This is a genomic window from Labrenzia sp. 011 (assembly GCF_003075075.1).
Lineage (GTDB): Bacteria > Pseudomonadota > Alphaproteobacteria > Rhizobiales > Stappiaceae > Roseibium.
Map to the genome: position 1 here is coordinate 133,529 of NZ_QCYM01000002.1, position 19,836 is coordinate 153,364.

A 19,836-nucleotide genomic window follows, 5' to 3' on the forward strand; every position below is an offset into this window, starting at 1 on the left:
CTTGCCTTAAACTGCGCCGAAACACCAGGCCAGAATACCCTTCTGGGCATGGAGCCGGTTTTCGGCTTCATCGAACACAACCGAATTGGGACCGTCCATGATCTCCGAGGTGACTTCCTCTCCCCGGTGGGCCGGAAGGCAGTGCATGAACAGGGCATCCTGTTTCGCCTCTGCCATCAACCGCTTGTTCACCTGATAGGCGCTGAGAAGATTATGACGCGTTTCGCTGTCATCGTCTCCCATGGACACCCAGCAGTCGGTGACGACACAATCGGTCCCCTTGACTGCCTCATATGGGTCCGCGGTCACGAGAATGGAACCACCCTTGCTGCGGGCAGCATCGATCAGGTCCTGCGGCGGCGCCAGTTCCTTCGGCGTTGCAATGCGCAATTCGAAATCGAAACGGGGGGCGGCATGGATCCAGGACGCCAGCACATTGTTGCTGTCGCCGGTCCAGGCGATGCTTCGGCCATGGACCGGTCCGCGATGTTCCTCGAAGGTCATCAGGTCTGCCATGATCTGGCAGGGATGCGAGACCTTGGTCAGGCCGTTGATCACCGGCACCGTCGCGTTTTCAGCCAGTTCGCGGAGTTCGCCGTGATCGAGTATGCGGATCATGATCGCATCGACGAAACGGGAGAGAACGCGCGCGGTGTCGGCAATGCTCTCCCCCCGTCCCAGCTGCATTTCCGCACCGGTCAGCATCAGGGTCTCGCCGCCGAGTTCGCGCATGCCGACATCGAAGGAGATCCGCGTACGCGTCGACGGCTGCTCGAAGATCATCGCCAGCACCTTGCCCGCGAGCGGCCCATGGCCGCGGTGAACGCCGTCACGCGTCGCCTTGATCTTCTTTCCCGTTTCCAGGATGGCGCGCAGCTCGTCGCTTTCGATTTCCGTCAGATCCAGAAAATTCCGGTAGGTTTGCCCGGCGGTCATTCGGCCGCTCCTTCCACCAATTTCGCCTCGATTGCACGGGCAGCCTCGTCCAGGCGCTCCACAGCAAGGTCTATTTCATCTTCACTCATGGTCAGCGGCGGCATGATGCGCACCACATTGTCACCCGCAGGAACGGCCAGCAGGCCGGCCTCGCGGGCCGCCGCGACATAGTCGCCGGCGGGCACGACACATTTCAGGCCGAGCATCAGCCCGACGCCGCGAACCTCGTCGAGGACCTTGGGATGTCCGTCCACCAGTCCGGCGAGTTTCTGCTTCAAGGCAAGGCCTTTTCTCCTGACGTCCTCCAGGAACCCGTCCCCGAGCACAACATCCAGAACCGCATTGCCGACGGCCATGGCCAGCGGGTTGCCGCCGAAGGTCGTGCCGTGGGTCCCGGGCGCCAGGGCCCGCGCCGTTTCGGCCGTGGCCAGGCAGGCGCCCATCGGAAAGCCGCCGCCGATCCCCTTGGCGATGGCCATCAGGTCGGGTTCGACGCCGAACCACTGGTGCGCGAACAGCCTGCCCGTACGGCCGACACCGGTCTGGATCTCGTCGAAGATCAGCAGGATGCCGTTCTCGTCGCAGATCCTGCGCAAGGCGCGCAGGAAGTCGGTCTGGATTTCCCGGATACCGCCCTCTCCCTGGATCGGCTCGATGGCGATCGCCGCGGTATGCGGTCCGATCACGGCCTTGAGCGCCTCCAGGTCACCGACCGGCACCTGATCGAAACCGGGTGCCTTGGGTCCGAAGCCTTCCAGATATTTCGCCTGGCCGCCGGCAGCGATGGTGCCCAGCGTCCGGCCGTGGAAGGCCCCCTCGAAGGTCACGATATGGAAACGGTCCGGCTGTCCGTTGTCATAATGGTAACGGCGCGCGCATTTGATCGCCGCCTCCATCGCCTCGGCGCCGGAATTCACGAACAGGACCTTGTCGGCGAAAGTTGCCGCGCACAGACGCTGCGCCAACCGTTCCCCATCCGGAATCTGATGCAGGTTCGAAACGTGCCAGAGCCTGGCTGCCTGGTCCTGCAGCACCTCGACAAGATGCGGATGGCAATGCCCGAGCGCATTGACGGCAATACCGGATCCGCAGTCGAGAAATCGTCGGCCGTCGCTCGCGATCAGCCAGACGCCTTCACCGTGATCGAATGTCAGGTTCGATCTCGCGTAATTTCCGAATAATGCACTCTCGGACATAACCCCGATTGTCTCCTTTGAATGCCTTTTCCGCCCCAGGGTGTTCCCACCTGTTGAGGTTTTTCACCTGAAAACCGTACGGAAAGGCCAAAACGCAACGTGCCGCCCGGAAAGGCGGCACGCAACGCTATTCTTATACAACGCCTCTACCGATGCCTGTCAATGGAAATGGCGCATTTGCCCGAAATCGGGATTTTGCGAAAAATCTCAATGACCTCTCCTTATTTGGGGAAAAGTTGCTTCATCCCCAACTGGTTTGGGTCGGATGGTTGCCTGACAAATTAACACTATTGTAACCTCTGGGCAGTCAGACACGAGATCTCGTGAGGCACATCAGCTAGAGGCACTAGATATGCCCTATTAGGCACGCGCTTGGCTGCCTAACACGAGGTTAATGGCCGTCAGGCGGTCAAACTAAAAGGGTGCGGCAATGAGTTGGACAAACGAACGGGTTGAGCTTCTCAAGAAACTCTGGAGCGACGGCTTGAGCGCAAGCCAGATCGCCGGTGAGCTGGGCGGAGTCACCCGCAACGCGGTCATCGGCAAGGTGCACCGGCTGGGCCTGTCGGGCCGCGCCAAGACGACGTCAACCGCTTCCAAGCCGCGCCGTGCGCGCCCCAATCCGGCAACCGGCAATGCGACCGCACCGAAACGGCCGGCCTCGCAGCCGCAATCCGTAGGGGCAACCGCCCTGAAGGCCGATTTCGCGCCGGCCCCGGCGGTCGAAGCCAGGCCGCAGGTCGAACCGATTGCCGAACTGGTGCCGATTTCACAGCGCGCAACGATCCTCACCCTGACCGAGCGCACCTGCAAATGGCCGATCGGCGACCCGGCGACGGACGACTTCTATTTTTGCGGCCGCCAGTCCGATCCGGCCGTTCCCTATTGCACCCACCACTGCAAGATCGCCTACCAGCCGGTCTCCGACCGTCGCAATCGCAAGGTCGTGGCGCAGGCAGGCTGACGCCACTGCCACCGTGCGCAGGGCCTAACAGTCCGCGCACACCCCGGCCCGTCTGAACGACGCGGGGAACTTCCGGTGGTTCGACTTCAAGCCACCATCCGGTGTCTGAACGCCTCACCCGAACATCCGTTTATTCAGCCCGCCGATCCGGCGGGCTTTTTGTGTTCCGTGAAAGTGCCAGGTCCGATGCGCCTGCTGTCCGCTCAGCCCAACGTGGTGAACTGGTCGTTGAAGGCATAGCCGGCACCGCGGACGGTGCGGATGGGATCCTTCGCCTTGCCCTTGTTGAGCGCCTTGCGCAACCGGCCGACGTGGACATCCACCGTGCGTTCGTCCACATAGACATCGTGGCCCCAGACCCCGTCGAGCAACTGCTCGCGGGAGAACACCCGGCCCGGTGACGTCATCAGGAATTCCAGCAGGCGGAATTCGGTCGGTCCGAGATGGATCTCCTTCGTGTTCCTGCGAACACGATGGGTTTCCCGGTCCAGTTCGATGTCGCCGGAGCGCAGCATCGAGGAGACCACCTCGGGACTGGCCCTGCGCAGGATTGCCCGCACACGTGCCATAAGTTCCGGCACGGAGAACGGTTTGACGACATAGTCGTCGGCCCCCGTCGACAGGCCGCGAATGCGCTCGGCTTCCTCGCCGCGTGCGGTGAGCATGATGACCGGCAGACGCTCTGAATCTTCCCGTGCGCGCAGACGGCGGCACAGCTCGATGCCCGACAGGCCCGGCAGCATCCAGTCCAGAAGCAGGAGATCGGGAAGACTTTCCCGCAGGCGGAGCTCCGCTTCATCCCCCCGGACACACGATTCAACCGCGTATCCTTCCGCTTCCAGATTGTACCTCAAGAGAAGGCTCAGCGGTTCTTCGTCTTCAACGATGAGCACCTTCGGCATGCAATTTCGCTCCAATTTCCTCAACCGGCGCCAGGGCGCCGGCCGGATCGTTTTTCCGCACGAAAGGTCAGGCGGTTAGGCGGAAAAAGTTGTCTCGTCCATTTTCACCCGGTCTTCCGGCAAACGTTCGCCGGTGACCATGTAGTAGACGTTCTCCGCAATGTTGGTGGCGTGATCGCCGATACGCTCGATGTTCTTGGCACAGAACAGAAGATGGACGCACTGGGTGATGACCCGCGGATCTTCCATCATGTAGGTCAGCAGTTCGCGGAAGAGCGAGGTATAGATGGCATCGACCTCGGCGTCGGCTTCCTGCACGCGGCGCGCCGCTTCGGCGTCCCTGCGGGTATAGGCATCCAGGACCAGCTTGAGCTGGGACAGGGTGAGTTCCGTCATGTGCTCGACGCCGATCGCGAGTTTCTTCGACTGCAGGTCGCTGTCGATCGCAATCACGCGCTTGGCCACATTCTTCGCCAGGTCGCCGATCCGCTCCAGGTCGTTGGCGATACGGGTCGCCGCGGTGATTTCGCGCAGATCCTGGCCCATGGGCTGGCGGCGCGCGATGATCTCGATCAGCTTGACCTCGACTTCCTGCTGAAGGGTGTCGAGGCGCTCGTCCTTTTGAATTGTGACCTTCGCCAGCTCCAGATCCTGGGAAACCAGCGACGACACGGCATCGGAAAAGGCCTTTTCCGCCAGACCGCCCATTTCGGCGACCTTGCCGGCCAGCTCCGTCAGTTCCTGATCGTATGCCGAGACTGTATGTTCAGACATCCTGTGTCCCTTTCAGAATTTCGCAATTCGCCTAGCCGAAGCGGCCGGTAATGTAGTCCTGCGTGCGCTTGTCCTTCGGATTGGTGAAGATATCCTCCGTCGGGCCTTCCTCAACCAGAACCCCCATGTGGAAGAACGCCGTGCGCTGGGAGACGCGGGCGGCCTGCTGCATGGAGTGGGTCACGATGACGATCGTGTAGTTCTCGCGCAGTTCGTCGATGAGTTCTTCCACCTTGGCGGTTGCGATCGGATCAAGAGCCGAACACGGTTCGTCCATCAGGATCACTTCCGGGCTGACGGCAATCGCGCGGGCAATGCACAGGCGCTGCTGCTGGCCGCCCGACATGCCGGTACCCGGTTCGTCGAGACGGTCCTTGGCTTCTTCCCACAGACCCGCCTTCTGAAGGCTGGAGGCGACGATGTCGTCGAGCTCCGCCTTGTTGCGGGCAAGGCCATGAATGCGGGGACCGTAGGCCACGTTGTCGTAGATCGACTTGGGAAAGGGGTTCGGTTTCTGGAACACCATTCCGACCTTGGCGCGAAGCTGCACCGGATCGACCTTGGCGTTGTAGATATCCTCTCCGTCGATCGTGATCGTCCCCTCGACCCGGCAGATGTCGATCGTGTCGTTCATCCGGTTCAGGGTCCGCAGGAAGGTCGACTTGCCACAGCCCGAAGGGCCGATGAAGGCGGTTACCGACTGCGGTTGAATTTCAATGTTCACGTCCCTGATGGCATGGGTATCGCCATAATAGACCTGCACATTGTTTGCAGAAATCTTGCTTGTTGTCATGGCGCTCGCCTGCTCCAAATTCGGCATCTCGTTCATCGGATCGTTCCTTACCAGCGGCGTTCGAACCTGCGGCGCAGAATGACCGCAAGAATGTTCATGGTGAGGAGGAACACCAGCAGAACGATGATGCCACCCCAGGCTTTTTCGTAAAATGCGTAGTCCGCACGGGCCGCCCACGTATAGATCTGTGCGGGCATGGCCGAATTCGGATCGATGAAGCCGGCGATCACTCCGTCAGGATAGCCGCGGGCGACAAACCCGACCATGCCGATGAGCAGCAGCGGTGCCGTCTCGCCGAGCGCCTGGGCCAGACCGATGATGGTGCCGGTCAGAATGCCGGGCATGGCCAGAGGCAGCACGTGATGGAAGATCGACTGCATCTTGGACGCCCCGACCCCGAGCGCCGCGTCGCGAATGCTCGGCGGCACGGCCTTCAGCGACGCGCGCGTCGAGATGATGATGGTCGGCAGAGTCATCAGCGTCAGGACAAGCCCGCCCACCAGCGGCGCCGATTGCGGCAGATGCATGAACTGGATGAACACCGCCAGACCCAGGATACCGAAGACGATCGAGGGGACCGCCGCCAGATTGGAAATGTTCACCTCGATCAGGTCCGTGAACCTGTTCTGCGGTGCGAATTCCTCCAGGTAGATCGAGGCGGCGACGCCGATCGGCAGCGACAGGAACAGAACCACCAGCATCATGAAGAACGACCCGACGACGGAGGCCCCGATGCCCGCACCGCCCGGATTGTCGACACCGGAGTCGGCGCCGGTGATGAAGTTCCAGTTGAACACCGTCTTGATGATACCGGCCTCGACCAGCGAGTCGACGATGTCGAGATCGGATGCCTGCAGGAACCGGCTGTCGGTCATCTCCACCCGGGTGACACGGCCGTTCATGTAACCGTCAACCCGCGAGGACGCCGCCAGTTCGAATTCCGCCGGCGCGCCGAGAGCCCCCGGATTGGCCTTGAAATATTCCCGGATGGTTCCGCCGGTCTTGCCGACGATACGCTCGATGGCGGCGGCGTCGACCGGGACACTCATGCCGCTTTCCTCGAGCTGCTTCTGAAGCGCGCCGATAAAGAACTGCTCGTAGGCCTTGGTCTTGAAGAGCTCCTTCTCCGCCGTGTCGTATTGGTCCTGCGTCAGCGTGAACTCGACCTCGACAATCGTGCGGGTGAACGCCGGAATTCCCTCGGAGATGATCGCCGTGGCCAGAACCACGAGGAAAAACAGGCCGACAAGAACCGCACCGAGACCGTAGAACTTGAACCGTTTCTCCGCGGCGTTGCGCTTGCGGGTCAGATTGTCGAGCGCGTAAAGCGACTTCGACTTCACCGGCGCCCCTGTCTGTGCGGGGCCGGTTTCGGGAGATTGAGTTGCATCAGTCATCAGTCGTACTGCTCCCGGTATTTGCGCACGATGTAGAGCGCGACGATATTCAGACCGAGGGTCACGACGAAGAGCGTCATCCCCAGGGCAAAGGCGACCAGCGCGACAGGAGAGGCGAAATCGGCGTCCCCGGTGAGCTGGCTGACGATCTTCGCGGTAACGGTGGTCATGGCCTCGAAGGGATTGAGACTGAGCCGCGCGGCCGCACCGGCCCCGAGCACCACGATCATCGTTTCACCGATGGCACGCGAGGCCGCCAGCAGAATGGCACCGACGATCCCCGGCAGCGCCGCCGGGAGGACGACCTGCTTCACGGTCTCGGACTTTGTCGCGCCCAGTCCGTAGGAGCCGTCCCGCATGGCTTGCGGCACGGCATTGATGATGTCGTCGGACAGCGAACTGACGAAGGGGATCAGCATGATCCCCATGACCAGGCCCGCGGTCATGACCGCAGTGCCCGCCTTCATGATCCCCAGGCCGTCGTCGCCAAAGACCGACAGGAGCATCGGCCCCACGGTCAGAAGGGCAAACAGGCCGTAGACGATGGTCGGGATGCCCGCCAGGATTTCGAGCATCGGCTTGGCCACCGCCCGAAACTTCGATCCCGCATATTCGGACAGATACACGGCGGCGAACAGACCGACCGGCACCGCCACGGCAAGGGCCACGAAGGAAATGTAGAATGTGCCCCACAGGAGCGGCAGGATCCCAAGTTCCGACGATCCGCCGCGACCGGAGAAGCTCGGCGACCAGGTGAGCCCGAAGAAGAAATCCATCGCCGGATAAAGCCGGAAGAATTCCACCGTGTTGAAGACCAGCGACAGAACGATGCCGAGCGTCGTCAGGACGGCGATCAGCGCGGCGCTGAACAGAATGACGCGAATGCCGCGCTCAACGGTGTTGCGCGCCCTGAATTCATGCGTCGTTTCGCGGATGCCCCAAAGCGCGCCCGCGATCGCGGCAAGAAGCACGACAATCGTCATGTAGAGATCGCCGGCCGACACCATGACCCGGTAGGACTGCGCGGCCCGCATGACAGGCTGCGTGATCCGGGACGTCACGATTTGCCCGGCCTCCTTGAGGCGGGCGGTGATGTCATTGACATCCGCGCGGGCGTTGCTCGCGAAATCTTCGTTCATCTGACCGCTTGCGACGGCATTCTCGAGCCCTTCGGCAGTGCGGCGTACTTCGGCCATCACCAGCCCGAGGGACGATCCCTCCTGAACGGCATCTTCCGGGATCATGCCGGATATGCTGGCGTGTATGACGAAAGGCTGCACCAGCAACCAGACAACGAGGATCAGAAAAGCCGGCACCGCAGCTTTCATCGCCACGTTTGCCCCATAATAGGAGGGAAGAGAATGCAGATCCCGCATATCCCCCCCGACGCTGGCCAGGGCGCGCGCGCGCCCGGCAACGTAGCCAACCGACGCGATGGCAAGCACGATCACGACGAGCCAGAACAAGGACATGTGGTCCCCCGAAAGATTTGAAATTGCTGAAATGAAAGGGGGCGGCAGGTGGCGCCGCCCCCGGATCGAGCCGAGGCTCGATTACTTCATGGTTTCTTCGGCTGCCACGGCAGCCTGTGTGGCGGCCAGTTCCGGATCGGCAACAAGGCCGTACTGAGCCAGCGGGCTGCTCGGACCGGCGATTTCGTCGGCGATGAAGAACTGGGCGTATTCCTTCAGACCCGGGATCACGCCGATATGCGCCTTCTTGACGTAGAAGAACAGCGGACGGGAAACCGGATATTCGCCGGACGAGATGGTTTCGGTGGACGGAGCCACGTCACCCATGGTCGCGACTTTCAGCTTGTCGGTGTTGTTCTCGTAGAACGCCAGACCGAAAACGCCGATACCGTTCGGGTTGGACTCGATGCGAGCCAGGGTTTCGGTGTAGTCGCCGTCGATGTCGGTGGACTTGCCGTCCGCACGCACGTCGATGCAGGCGTCTTCAGCGTCGTCTTCCGACATGCCGCTGTCGATCATGGCCTGCAGGGTACCGGTGGCTTCGCAGCCGACGGCCAGAACCTTTTCTTCGAACACTTCACGGGTGCCGTGCTTGGTGCCCGGAATGAAGGCGGCGATGCCGACGTCCGGCAGGTCGGCGTTGAATTCAGCCCAGTTGTTGTACGGATTGTCAACGAGTTCGCCGTCCTTGAGCACCTTGGCGCCAAGAGCGTTGAAGATGTCGGCCGGCTGGAAGGCGTTAAAGGCCGGGCCGGTTTTCTGGGAAGCGAAGACGATCCCGTCGTAGCCGATACGGACTTCGATGATGTCCTTCACACCGGCTTCGGCACACGCCTTGATTTCCTTCTCGCGGATCTTGCGGGAAGCGTTTGCGATGTCGATGGTGTTTTCGCCAACACCTTCGCAGAAGCGCTTCAGACCGGCGGAGGACCCACCGGATTCAACGACCGGTGTCGGGAAATCGGTGTTTTCGCCGAAAGCTTCCGCAACGATGGATGCGTACGGCAGAACAGTGGAGGAACCGGCGACCTGAACCTGGTCACGAGCCTGGGCGGCACCAACGAATGCAGTGGAAGCAACGGCCAGGGCAGTTGCACTAACGAGGGTCGTAAATTTCACTTGACCACTCCCTTTGAATGTCAAGGTTTCTAGAGGATCACTGCGCATGACTATGCGAGAGCGATGCCGGGACACTAGGCCCCTCGGATGAGAGTTCTATGACAGTTGCTTTTCAGTTTTATGACAATTCAAGCGATTGAAAACAAAGGTGAAATTTCATAAATGACGTTTTTCTGTCGCAAATCCGGTCAAATTGGCGACACAATACGCGTCCCCGGGCCTGCAACTTGTTTCCACCAGTACAGGCCCGTCCCGGGAACAGGCTGCCCGGCCAAGGAAGAAGAAGAAAGCAGACCGCGCTAGAATCGCAGCGCCTTGAGCTCAGCGGCCCCTTGCGCCTGTATCCGGCGCGCATCCGCTGGCAGCGGTATCAGCCCCTTGGCGGCGAGATAGCCGTCCTCCCCCCAGGCCTCTTCGCTGGTAAAGGCCGCGACATATTCTTCCAGCCCGGGAACGAGACCGGCATGCTCCTTCTTGATGTAGAAGAAAAGCGGCCGCGATACCGGGTATTGCCCGGAAGCGATCTTGTCGAAGGCCGGTTCGACACCGTTCACCGCGGCGCTCTGGATCTTGTCCAGATTTCCGATGAGGAACGAATAGCCGAAGATACCCACGTTGAGAGGATTGGCTTCGAGCTCGGCCACGATCAGGTCATCGTTTTCCCCCGCTTCGACAAAACTACCATCGCGACGGATCCGGGCGCAGGCGTGCCCTTCCAGTCCGCTCACCGATTCGCAGCCCCTCTCCATCACCAGTTCGACAAAGGCGTCCCGGGTACCGGAGGTCGGCGGCGGGCCGAGCACCTCGATCTTCTCGTCCGGCAGGGCGGGATCGATGTCGGACCAGTTGGTGAAGGGATTGTCGCGGTTCTCTCCGTCACGCGGCAGTCTTTCAGCCAGGGCCTGAAAGATCTGGTCGATCGTCAGGCTGAATTTCGGACCGTGGATCGAATTGGCCAAAACGATTCCGTCATAGCCAATCCGGACCTCCACCGGCGTCACGCCGTTTGTCTCGCAGGTTTCCAGCTCCGACGGCTTCATGCGTCGTGAGGCGTTGGTGATATCGGGTGTATCCAGGCCGACCCCCTGACAGAACAGCGTGAAGCCGGCACCGGATCCGGTCGACTCGACGACGGGATATTTCATCCCTTCCCGCCCGACGTTTTCCGCCACTGCGGTCGCAAAGGGAAACACCGTGGAGGACCCGACGATCAGAAGACGGTCCCGCGCCTCTGCGGCAAGCGAGGCCAGACACAATGAGCAACAGACAACAGACCCGGCTGCGAAATTCCTTGCCACGAGAGAACTCCTTGAAAATTCCCGGTTCCCGCCACGTGCGCGCGGCCGACCGTCAAAGCCACGCTCCCACCCGCAAACGGACAGGCCATGCCCGGCCAGTCCCTGTTATCAGCCCACGGTTTCAGAAATACGACAGCGAACCATTCTCGCTTCCGCTTTGGAATGCGGCTGCATGTCTTGCCTCGGAACCGGCGCAGCAGGCCGGTCTGCATGTGGTCCTTGCCGCCGACGCCATACCGCCATGCGGGCAAACTTCTGGACCGCCACAATCTCGTCCGGCCGGGTCAGCCGTGTTCACGTCTCTTTGGTAGCGGTCTTTTCGGAAGCGCCTTCGCCGCTTTCGAGCAGTGGCAGCTTCACCTTGAAGGTCGCGCCCTTGCCCGGCTCGCTTTCGATCTCCAGCCGTCCCCTGTGCCGGGTCAGGATATGCTTGACGATTGCAAGGCCGAGCCCGGTGCCTTTCAGGGCACGGCTGGACTCCACATCGATGCGATAGAACCGCTCCGTAAGGCGCGGCAGATGCTCCGGCGAAATGCCCTCGCCGTAATCACGCACGGACAGAACCCAGAAGGGCGCACTATCGGCATCGGACTGCTGTTCCAGGCTGACATCCACATATTTGCCGGCACTGCCGTATTTCAGCGCATTCTCGATCAGGTTCTCGATCACCTGTATGAGTTCGTCGCGCTCGCCCTTTATCTTGACAGGGCTCTCCGGAACGTGGATGCGGATTTCCACGTCCAGATCCGCCGCAAGCGGGCTCAGCGCGTCCTTGGTGTGACGGACGATCTCGGACAGGTCCACGACGCTTGCCGGACGGACGTGGGCCTTGAGCTCGATCCGGGACAGGGAGAGGATATCGTCGATCAGGCGCCGCATGCGGCCGGCCTGGTCCAGCATGATCGCCAGAAACCGCTCCTGGGCTTCCGGGTCGTTGCGGGCAGGTCCCTGGATGGTTTCGATGAAGCCGGTCAGGGATGCCAGCGGCGTCCGCAACTCATGGCTGGCATTGGCGATAAAATCGGTGCGCATGCGCTCCAGACGCCGGTTCTCCGTCAGATCCTGGATGACGACCAGAATGAAATCCGGAAGACCGTGCCTGCGGTCCTGGGGTCCGGTGCCGGGCATGTAGATGGGGGCAATATGAGCCTCGTACCAAGTCTCGGTGGGCACCTTCTCGATCCAGCTGATCCGCTCGGTTCCCCCCATGCTGCAGACGCGATCGAAGGCCTCCAGCAGGGAAGGCGCGCGCAGGGAAAACGACAGTGGGTCCCCCGGCTTCACACCGCTGTAGATTGCCTGGGCCTGCGCATTGACATAACGGGTTATTCCACGGCCATCGGCCACGAAGCAGGGGGTGGGAAGCGCGTCGACGGTCACCTTCATTCCTGTGCCCGGCCACATCCTGCGGATCTCCCGCTGGGCGTTGACCTTGAACCTGCGGCTGGTGGACCGCCGCGGCGCCAGGGTGGCGACAAGGGCCAGGACGGCCAGCCCTGCGGCCGCGGGCAGAATTGGAACATCATAGGCAATCACGGCAATGGCAGCCGCGCAGAAGGCAGTCACGAGTATCCACCGTGCTTCGCCGATGCGCGTGAGCGGTGAAGCAGTGGTGTCTGCCTCGGAGTTTTCCTCAAAAGACGACGGAGATAGGGTCATGGATTCGTAGAGGATCGCCTGCCAGAAATTCACGCCCCGAAGGGAAGACACTATTTCGGCGCCTAAGTAAATGCGCAAGACCGAAATCGGTGAAACGGGGCGTCGGTGGATCCTGCAATTAACACGAGGAACATGTCATCCAGGCGACAGCACAGCCACTTTGTTCTCTTTGATGCCGCAAGGATCGTTCCGGGCAGCGCGCCCGGTATCCCCGCTGCCTTCACCCCCGCTGCGAGGTTCGCGCGGCAGCTTGCAGATTCTTGATGATTTGCGGCCAGCCTCCGGGCCCGCGCATGAGGTCCATATAGTCCGCGCCGTTCTCTCCATGCCGCAGGAATTCGTTGTGCACGACCTCAAGCCGGGTCACGTCCCCTGCCACCCGGAAGTTGACCATCACCCGGCTCGCCGCCGCGGGATCGGCAACTTCACTGCCGTCGCGGGAGATCTGCCAGGCCAGTCGCACATAGAGCGGAGCTTCGATGGACAGAACCGTTCCCCAGATCCGGCGACGGCCCTGGGCGTCCATATCGTAGCAGCAGCCACCGGCGAAAGGCTCGATTTCCGTCTCGCTTTTGCCCGGTGTCGATCCGTCGAAGGAGGAAGTCCACCAGAGATCCGCCCGGTCGACAAACAGGGAAAAGGCCTGTTCGCGCGGCAGGTCCAGCAAACTCTCGAACCGGCATTCAGTTTCTTGCGCCATAGCATTCCGCCAGGATGAATCGGATCAGGTGCCAGACAGTTTCCCATAGAAACGCCCGGCTTGGCAAAGCCGGGCTTCCCTAGCCGATTCGAGCGTCCTATACATGACATGCCTGACCATGCCGGCCGCAAGCGGCGGAGCGGGTGTCCGGACCACGGACGAGGTGACCATTGCCTTGCGCATCACACGGGCTCACGGTCCACCGGTCCCTGTCTTCCCTCAATGCGCGGCGCATACAGACATGAAACACGATCGAGATTTCGACCCGAATTACGGTTCAGCCGTTGAACTGATGCCTGGTCTGCGCCGGCTGACGGCCAGGAATCCCGGGCCATTCACATTTTTAGGAACCAACACCTACCTGCTCGGCACCAGCCGGCTTGCCGTCGTCGATCCGGGCCCCGCCGACGAGGCGCATGTCGAGAACATCCTGAAGGCGGCCTCGGGCGCGCCCATCGAGGCCATCGTGGTCAGCCATACCCATGTCGACCATTCGCCCGCCGCCCGCCGGCTCAGGGACAAAACGGGGGCACAGATCGTCGGCTGCGGCGTTCACCGGGCCGCGCGCGCCCTGATGGAAAACGAGATCAATCCGCTCGACGCCAGCGGCGACAAGGAGTACACGCCCGACCGGCAGCTGCGGGAGGGCGACGTCTTCAGCGCGGCCGGGATTTCCCTTCACGCCGTCGAGACTCCGGGTCATACGGCCAATCACCTGTGCTTCGCCCTTGGCGGAGAAGATGTCCTTCTGTCCGCAGACCATGTCATGGGCTGGTCGACATCCATCGTCGCGCCGCCGGACGGCAGCATGCGGGACTATATGGCCTCGATCGACAAGCTCCTGGACCGGCGGGAACAGATCTACCTGCCGGGCCATGGCGGCGTCATCAACGACGCGCTTTCCCATGTGCGGGACCTGAAGCGGCACCGGCTGGGCAGGGAAGCCGCGGTCCTGCGGGAACTGGCCGCGGCGCCGCTCACAATTGCGCAGATCGTCGCCAGCCTCTATGCGGATGTGGACCCTGCCCTGCATCGGGCAGCCGGCCTGTCGGTTTTCGCCCATCTGGAGGATCTTGCCGAGCGCGGTCTGGTTGCCGCCTCCCCCGCCCTGGCGCTGAACGCCACCTTCCGTCTGCGCTCTTCCTGATACGCGGGAAGAGCCGGTCCTTCACCCTTCCAGATCCGTCAGGCCGAGATCATCGGCGACCGGGGCGTCCTCTTCTTCGAAATAGGGTTTGAAGCCCGGAAGCGGCGCGCTCTCGCGAGGCTCTTCCAGCGGCACGGGCTCAAGGTCTTCGGGCGACAGACCGTCTTCCTCGACGGACAATCGCGAAAGGTCGCCGTAGGTCTCAAGGAGCACCTGATCGATGCCTGCGAAAACGGCCCGGATATGGTCCGGATTTCCGGAAAGGTCCCTCAGCGGGGTTCGCGATCTGGCGCGGACATCCAGCAGCGCTCCGACCGGGTCGGGACGAATGCGCAAGGTCACGTCATGCTTCAGCCCCAGAAGTCCGGAAGTGCCCTCCGCCTGAAGCCGGGTGGGCGCATCGAGAAGATCGGGCGGCAGTTCGTCGACCACCGTCCAGTTCAAGGCCTCGACAGCCTTTGCGCTGGCCGCGTGCAACTGGGCGGGAGCAATCCTGTATCTGCGCGATACGATATCCGGATAGAGCGGCTCGGCACCGGAGCCTGCCGCGGAACCGCCACCGGCCGTCGGTGACAGGATCGGCCAGACGTGTTCCAGCGCCATCGCGTTCATCCAGGTGAGGAAAGGCTGCTCTTCGGACACCGCCTGCACTTTCAGGTCTGGCGGGTCGACGCGGTCCGTGGACAGATCGCTCGTGCCCGGCCGGATGACCAGCAGCCCAACGACCATGGCGGAAGGAACGAGCGCCAGCCCGCCGAAGAGCGCGCCCAGCAACGCCGCCGGGATGCCGGATCCGCCGTAGGACCAGATGCGGTAAAGGGCGGATATGGCCAGGCCGAGTGACACGAGAGCCACTGCGGCGGCGGCAATGAGGGACAGGACGAAAACATCCGCATTGATCACACCGAACCGCTGGGCCAGCAGGGCGGTGACGGCCACGGCCAGTCCGACGGCGCCGGCTGTCCGGCTGGCGGGGGCCGAAACTGACTTGTATGCGGCGTAGCGCTTCATCTCTTTCCCACTTGAATGCCCCGCGATCCATCGCTCGGGCCGTCGTAACGATTATGTCTTAATTTAAATGTGAATTGTCAAAATGAACCTCATTTTCCCTGCCTGCCAGCCAAAATTTCACCGCGACCGCTTTCTGGTCCGGCATGGCGAGGAGCTCTTGCGGGAAAAACGCCGACAGTCCCGACCGTTCACGCGGCGTCCGTGTCCCCGATACCCTGACAGGAATCCGGATAGCGAAGATAACCGGTAAACAAATACTTACCCAGACCTCTCAATTTCCTGTCGATATCGTTACATCCTGTTATTCTTTTTGACTGGCCGGGTATCAACAAGAGGCGCATACTTAGCCATCCAAGTAAGAACAGGATTCAGGGAATCTCAGTCTGCCCTTGGAATGCCTTATTTGGATACGACATGCACATGTGCCCGCAAGCCCCAAAGTCAGAAACATGAGACCGCGGGCACAGAAAAATGGACCCGAGACAATGTCTGAAGCAGCAGCCCGCCCGATCGCCAAAGCACCGGATGGAGCCAAATTGATCAATTACTACAAGCCTGTCGGCATCGCCGCGCTTACTGCGGCAGCGCTTTGCTGCAAGAGTCCGGCAGCCAAGAAGGCCAAATAGGCTGCCTGTTGCCTCCGCTGCCGCATAGACGGTTGCCGTAACCGGGCCTGTTGGGCAAACTGCCGCTGATTGCGACACCGCATGTGTCGCTGCGGAGATTTGCCACAAATGATTTTTGCCTATTGCCCTTCCGCCAATGGTCTGGCGCGCATCGAGCTTGCTCCCGGTGCGCCGTTGCCGCCCACATCCGTGTGGATCGATCTCGTTTCTCCCACGGATGAGGAACAGAAGACCGCCGAGAAGCTGATGGGCGCGGAAATACCCACGCGCGACGAAATTGCCTCGATTGAAACCTCCGAGCGGCTCTACGTGGAACCGGGCGCGGTGGTGATGACTGTTCACATGCCGATTGCAACGCGGACAATCGATCCGACGGTTTCATCGGTCACTTTCGTCCTCAATGCCGAAAAGCTCGTCACGGTCCGATACGGCGACCCGAAATCCATTCAGATCGTTTCCGGCAGGGTCCAGTCCGACCCGAGCATCCCGCATGTGGGACCGGCGATCCTGTTTGCCATGCTGGACACCATCGTCTCCCGCTGCGCCGACGAAATGGAAAGCGCCTCCGGGGAGTTCGACGAGCTATCAGTCGAGGTCTTCGGCGTCGGCCTCAACACCCGCAAGACCGACAGCTATCAGATTGCCATCAAGCGCATCGGGCGGATCGGACTGCATGTGGCGAAATTGCACGATGTGTGCACAAGCATGGCGCGGGCACTGCTTTTCCTGAGTACCCACGCGAAACGCATCGGCCTGTCCGAGGAACAGTCGGCCGACTGCGGCATATTCGGCCAGGACATCCACTCCATCAAGGAGCATGGCGATGCATTGGACAACAAGCTGAACTTCCTGCTTGATGCCACCGTTGGCCTGGTGACCCTCGAGCAGAACCAGATTGCCAAGATATTCACCGTTCTGGGGCTGATCTTCATGCCCCCGACACTGATTGCCTCGATATACGGGATGAACTTCGTGAACATGCCGGAGCTGCGGTGGGAACAGGGGTTCCTGTTCTCGATCGGCCTGATGTTCGTCTCCGTCGTCGCAACCTTCGTGTTTTTCCGCTGGAAACGGTTGCTCTGAATTGAATTCAGGCAATCCTCCGGACGCGTTCGCAATGCCCACACGCCTTCGGAGCTCTGTCCGGAATCAGGCTCCCGCTCACACGCAACACGCCGGACGTCACGGATAGAGCCGGTCTTTTGACCAGGGCTCATCGGGTGCGGTGCGGGTGAACAGCACCCGGTCATGCAGGCGGAACGGCCTGTCGTGCCAGAATTCGATCGATGTCGGCACAAGGCGCATGCCGGACCAGTATTCCGGTCTCGGGATGTCGCCGACGCCGAATTTCGCGGCATATCGGGCAACTTCCTTTTCCAGCGCGAAGCGGCTCTCCAGAGGCCGGGACTGTTTCGAGGCCCAGGCGCCGATCCGGCTGCCGCGCGGCCGGGAGCGGTAGTATGCGTCGGCCTCCTGCGCGGGGACCTCCGTCACCGGACCGCGGATGCGGATCTGACGGCGCAGGGACTTCCAGTGAAAACACATGGCCGCCTTGCCGGCGGAAAGAAGCTCCCGTCCCTTGGCGCTTTCGAAATTGGTGTAGAACACGAAGCCGCGTTCATCGAAATCCTTCAGCAGCACCATGCGCACATTCGGCAGTCCGGTCTCGTCGACCGTGGCCAGGGACACCGCATTCGGGTCGTTCGGCTCGGACGCCTTTGCGTCCTCAAGCCATTTACCGAAAAGATCAAACGGGTTCTTGACCTCCGTAAAGTCACCTTTTTTTAACTCTTCGCGAGGATCTTTGAGATCTGTCATTTGTAACCTGCCGAGGGACATGCGGCCTCAAGCACGGCAAGGATCAGCCGGACCCGGGAGCTGCCTGAAGATGTTTCGTATGCGTTCATATACTGCCGGGAACCTCAAGATCCAACTTTTTGTGGCGCTGCTTCTGACCGCAGGCAACACGCTTGCCGGCTGCAGCACGGTCTCCATGCCGATGGGCAGCAACAATGTCGACACCCCCACACTTCTGACCGGTTCCATCGAGTCGTCCTCGGATGTCGCCTATGCGGACATCGACGACGAGGACCGCAAGGTGATCGCGGAAAACCTGGATGCCATCGCACCGGAGCTGACGGCGGGCACCACGATCGAAGACCTTACCCTGCCCTGGCTGAATGCGATCAGCGGCAATTCCGGAACCCTGTCGAAACTCGATGCGAGCTCCCTTGGGGAAACCGGCTGCGTGTCCTTCGAGACCACGGCGAATACCATCGCCGGCATCAAGCTTTATTCCGGTACGGCCTGCCGCGACGTGGTAAAGAAATTCGCCGTAACGACGCTTTCTGTCGCAGACGCTTGAACAGGCAACAAAACCAGCTAAAAACATACTATCTTCGGTCCCGGGTCGCAGACTCATGGTTGAAAATGGAATGATTGGGACGGACCGCGCCGTATCCGGCGCGCCCATGAGGGAAATGCAGGTCCCTTTCCTGCCATTCCATCTTCATGCATGGGTCCGTGGCCCAGAGCAGCCCGCCTTCAGCCGAATGCGGGATGTTGCGGTAAATTGAAACGATCAACTTCCGGATGACCGGTCGATTCAGACCGGCTATCCCTTGTTCCAGGGACAAGGATCTGGATTTTTTCCGGTTCCATCCCGATATAAAGGATAAGTCCTGTCAGGTCGGTCCTCGAAAAAGCACACGCTTCGGAAACGGGCATCCATCCGCGGCGTATCGGCGTGAGGTGGCTGGCAGGAAAATCTTGGAAACCTGGTGAGACGAATGCGTGATCCCTATAGCGTTCTCGGGGTGGCGAAATCCGCCAGCGAGAGCGACATCAAGAAGGCCTTCAGAAAACTGGCCAAAAAATTCCATCCGGATCAGAACAAGGACGATCCGGAGGCCCAGAAGAACTTTGCCGAGGCCAACCAGGCCTATGAAATCATCGGCGACAAGGAAAAGCGCGCCCAGTTCGACCGTGGCGAGATCGACGCGGAAGGCAAGCAGCGCTTCCAGGCCCATGGGTTCGACGGCTTTTCGGGCTACGATGATGCCGGTCCCGCAGGTGCGACGCGTGGCTTCAAGGCCTCGGCCGGCGGCAGTTTCGACGATATTCTCAACGACATCTTCGGCGGCTTCGGTGGCGGCCGGGCGCGGTCGGGCCCCCGGCCCGGCGCCGGCCCCGGGGCAGGACCGGGCGCCGGTTTTGCCGGTGCGCGCACCAAGGCCCCTCCGAAAACCAAGGGCCGCAATGCGGAGATCGTCGCGCGCGTGTCCCTGGAAGACCTGGTCAATTCCGGCAAGACGCAGGTCACCCTGCCAAGCGGAAAGACGGTGAATGTCACCCTGCCCAAGGGAGTCGAGGAAGGCGAGAAGATCCGTCTCAAGGGCCAGGGCTATCCGGGCGAGAACGGCGGCCCCAACGGGGACGCCATGGTCGAAATCCGCTTCCGGCCGCACAAGCTGTTTGAAGTGAAGGGCTCGGACCTGCTCCTGGACCTGCCGCTAACCCTTTACGAGGCCGTGCTCGGCGCCAAGGTCAGGACGCCGACCCTTACGGGCGCGGTCAACCTGACGGTTCCGGCCAATTCCTCCAGCGGCAAGATCATGCGGCTGAAAGGCAAGGGCTTGCCGACCAAGACCGGCGGCCACGGCGACCTTCTCGTCAAGCTCCAGATCGTCATGCCGCCTCATAGCGACGACGAGCTGGAAACCCTGATGAAGGCCTGGAAGGAAATCACGCCCTATCGCGCCCGCGGTCCCGAGTTCGACTGACGTTATCCACCCCACCGCAGCCCCGGCCTCGCGCCGGGGCCGCGGTGGGGCTGAAACCAG

Annotated in this window: 19 protein-coding genes; 6 read left to right on the forward strand and 13 right to left on the reverse strand. The window is 61.4% G+C overall.

The genetic code is table 11. The features are described 5' to 3' along the window. Positions 1-6: 6 nt before the first annotated feature. Together argF and DCO57_RS03430 are read right to left on the reverse strand one after the other, a co-directional pair. Complete coding sequence (gene argF, locus DCO57_RS03425) at positions 7-936, reverse strand: ornithine carbamoyltransferase (RefSeq protein ID WP_116697464.1); 930 nt, start codon at positions 934-936, stop codon at positions 7-9. Continuing rightward, on the reverse strand, positions 933-2,132 hold the full coding sequence (locus tag DCO57_RS03430) for an aspartate aminotransferase family protein (protein ID WP_116697465.1): 1,200 nt from the start codon (positions 2,130-2,132) through the stop codon (positions 933-935). The genes argF and DCO57_RS03430 overlap by 4 nt, the downstream gene beginning before the upstream one ends. A 430-nt stretch (positions 2,133-2,562) precedes the next feature. Here DCO57_RS03430 and DCO57_RS03435 point away from each other — a divergent pair, with 430 nt between their 5' ends. Further along, complete coding sequence (locus DCO57_RS03435) at positions 2,563-3,096, forward strand: GcrA family cell cycle regulator (RefSeq protein WP_116697466.1); 534 nt, start codon at positions 2,563-2,565, stop codon at positions 3,094-3,096. A gap of 203 nt (positions 3,097-3,299) precedes the next feature. Here DCO57_RS03435 and phoB read toward each other — a convergent pair whose 3' ends face one another. The 9 genes from phoB to DCO57_RS03480 all read right to left on the reverse strand — a co-directional run bounded on the left by phoB (position 3,300) and on the right by DCO57_RS03480 (position 13,210). Beyond that, positions 3,300-3,998: a phosphate regulon transcriptional regulator PhoB gene (phoB, locus tag DCO57_RS03440; protein ID WP_116697467.1), complete on the reverse strand. Its 699-nt coding sequence runs from the start codon at positions 3,996-3,998 to the stop codon at positions 3,300-3,302. A 75-nt stretch (positions 3,999-4,073) separates the two neighbouring features. Then, complete coding sequence (gene phoU / locus DCO57_RS03445) at positions 4,074-4,772, reverse strand: phosphate signaling complex protein PhoU (protein WP_116697468.1); 699 nt, start codon at positions 4,770-4,772, stop codon at positions 4,074-4,076. Between the two features lie 31 nt (positions 4,773-4,803). Continuing rightward, entirely contained in the window at positions 4,804-5,601 is a 798-nt protein-coding gene (gene pstB / locus DCO57_RS03450) for a phosphate ABC transporter ATP-binding protein PstB (protein WP_116697469.1), read from the reverse strand. Between the two features lie 11 nt (positions 5,602-5,612). Then, on the reverse strand, positions 5,613-6,962 hold the full coding sequence (gene pstA / locus DCO57_RS03455) for a phosphate ABC transporter permease PstA (protein WP_116697470.1): 1,350 nt from the start codon (positions 6,960-6,962) through the stop codon (positions 5,613-5,615). Continuing rightward, complete coding sequence (pstC, locus tag DCO57_RS03460; RefSeq protein ID WP_116697471.1) at positions 6,962-8,434, reverse strand: phosphate ABC transporter permease subunit PstC; 1,473 nt, start codon at positions 8,432-8,434, stop codon at positions 6,962-6,964. The genes pstA and pstC overlap by 1 nt, the downstream gene beginning before the upstream one ends. A gap of 81 nt (positions 8,435-8,515) precedes the next feature. Beyond that, positions 8,516-9,553 carry a substrate-binding domain-containing protein gene (locus DCO57_RS03465; protein ID WP_205756072.1) on the reverse strand — a complete coding sequence of 346 codons (1,038 nt, stop codon included), beginning with the start codon at positions 9,551-9,553 and terminating at the stop codon, positions 8,516-8,518. A 299-nt stretch (positions 9,554-9,852) separates the two neighbouring features. After that, the gene (locus DCO57_RS03470; protein ID WP_116697473.1) at positions 9,853-10,851 is read right to left on the reverse strand and encodes a substrate-binding domain-containing protein; all 999 of its coding nucleotides are present in this window, start codon (positions 10,849-10,851) and stop codon (positions 9,853-9,855) included. A gap of 294 nt (positions 10,852-11,145) precedes the next feature. After that, on the reverse strand, positions 11,146-12,561 hold the full coding sequence (locus DCO57_RS03475) for an ATP-binding protein (protein WP_244287872.1): 1,416 nt from the start codon (positions 12,559-12,561) through the stop codon (positions 11,146-11,148). Between the two features lie 169 nt (positions 12,562-12,730). Continuing rightward, positions 12,731-13,210 (reverse strand): SRPBCC family protein, encoded by a 480-nt coding sequence (locus DCO57_RS03480; RefSeq protein WP_116697474.1) that lies wholly within the window; start codon positions 13,208-13,210, stop codon positions 12,731-12,733. A 241-nt stretch (positions 13,211-13,451) separates the two neighbouring features. Between DCO57_RS03480 and DCO57_RS03485 the strand changes: the two genes are divergently transcribed. Further along, the gene (locus DCO57_RS03485) at positions 13,452-14,357 is read left to right on the forward strand and encodes an MBL fold metallo-hydrolase (RefSeq protein WP_116697715.1); all 906 of its coding nucleotides are present in this window, start codon (positions 13,452-13,454) and stop codon (positions 14,355-14,357) included. A gap of 21 nt (positions 14,358-14,378) precedes the next feature. On the opposite strand, the gene DCO57_RS03490 is transcribed toward DCO57_RS03485, so the two are convergent. After that, positions 14,379-15,368: a DUF1499 domain-containing protein gene (locus DCO57_RS03490; RefSeq protein WP_116697475.1), complete on the reverse strand. Its 990-nt coding sequence runs from the start codon at positions 15,366-15,368 to the stop codon at positions 14,379-14,381. A gap of 485 nt (positions 15,369-15,853) precedes the next feature. Between DCO57_RS03490 and DCO57_RS23470 the strand changes: the two genes are divergently transcribed. After that, positions 15,854-15,994 carry a hypothetical protein gene (locus DCO57_RS23470; RefSeq protein ID WP_165814624.1) on the forward strand — a complete coding sequence of 47 codons (141 nt, stop codon included), beginning with the start codon at positions 15,854-15,856 and terminating at the stop codon, positions 15,992-15,994. A gap of 108 nt (positions 15,995-16,102) precedes the next feature. After that, a complete protein-coding gene (locus tag DCO57_RS03495) occupies positions 16,103-17,077 on the forward strand; it encodes a magnesium transporter CorA family protein (protein WP_116697476.1) in 975 nt (324 codons plus the stop codon). 99 nt (positions 17,078-17,176) lie between these two features. Here DCO57_RS03495 and pdxH read toward each other — a convergent pair whose 3' ends face one another. Beyond that, the gene (gene pdxH, locus DCO57_RS03500) at positions 17,177-17,812 is read right to left on the reverse strand and encodes a pyridoxamine 5'-phosphate oxidase (protein ID WP_116697477.1); all 636 of its coding nucleotides are present in this window, start codon (positions 17,810-17,812) and stop codon (positions 17,177-17,179) included. Positions 17,813-17,891: 79 nt separating this feature from the next. Between pdxH and DCO57_RS03505 the strand changes: the two genes are divergently transcribed. Together DCO57_RS03505 and DCO57_RS03515 are read left to right on the forward strand one after the other, a co-directional pair. Then, the gene (locus DCO57_RS03505; protein WP_208977771.1) at positions 17,892-18,359 is read left to right on the forward strand and encodes an RT0821/Lpp0805 family surface protein; all 468 of its coding nucleotides are present in this window, start codon (positions 17,892-17,894) and stop codon (positions 18,357-18,359) included. Between the two features lie 424 nt (positions 18,360-18,783). Then, positions 18,784-19,776 (forward strand): DnaJ C-terminal domain-containing protein, encoded by a 993-nt coding sequence (locus DCO57_RS03515; RefSeq protein ID WP_116697479.1) that lies wholly within the window; start codon positions 18,784-18,786, stop codon positions 19,774-19,776. The last annotated feature ends 60 nt before the right edge of the window (positions 19,777-19,836 follow it).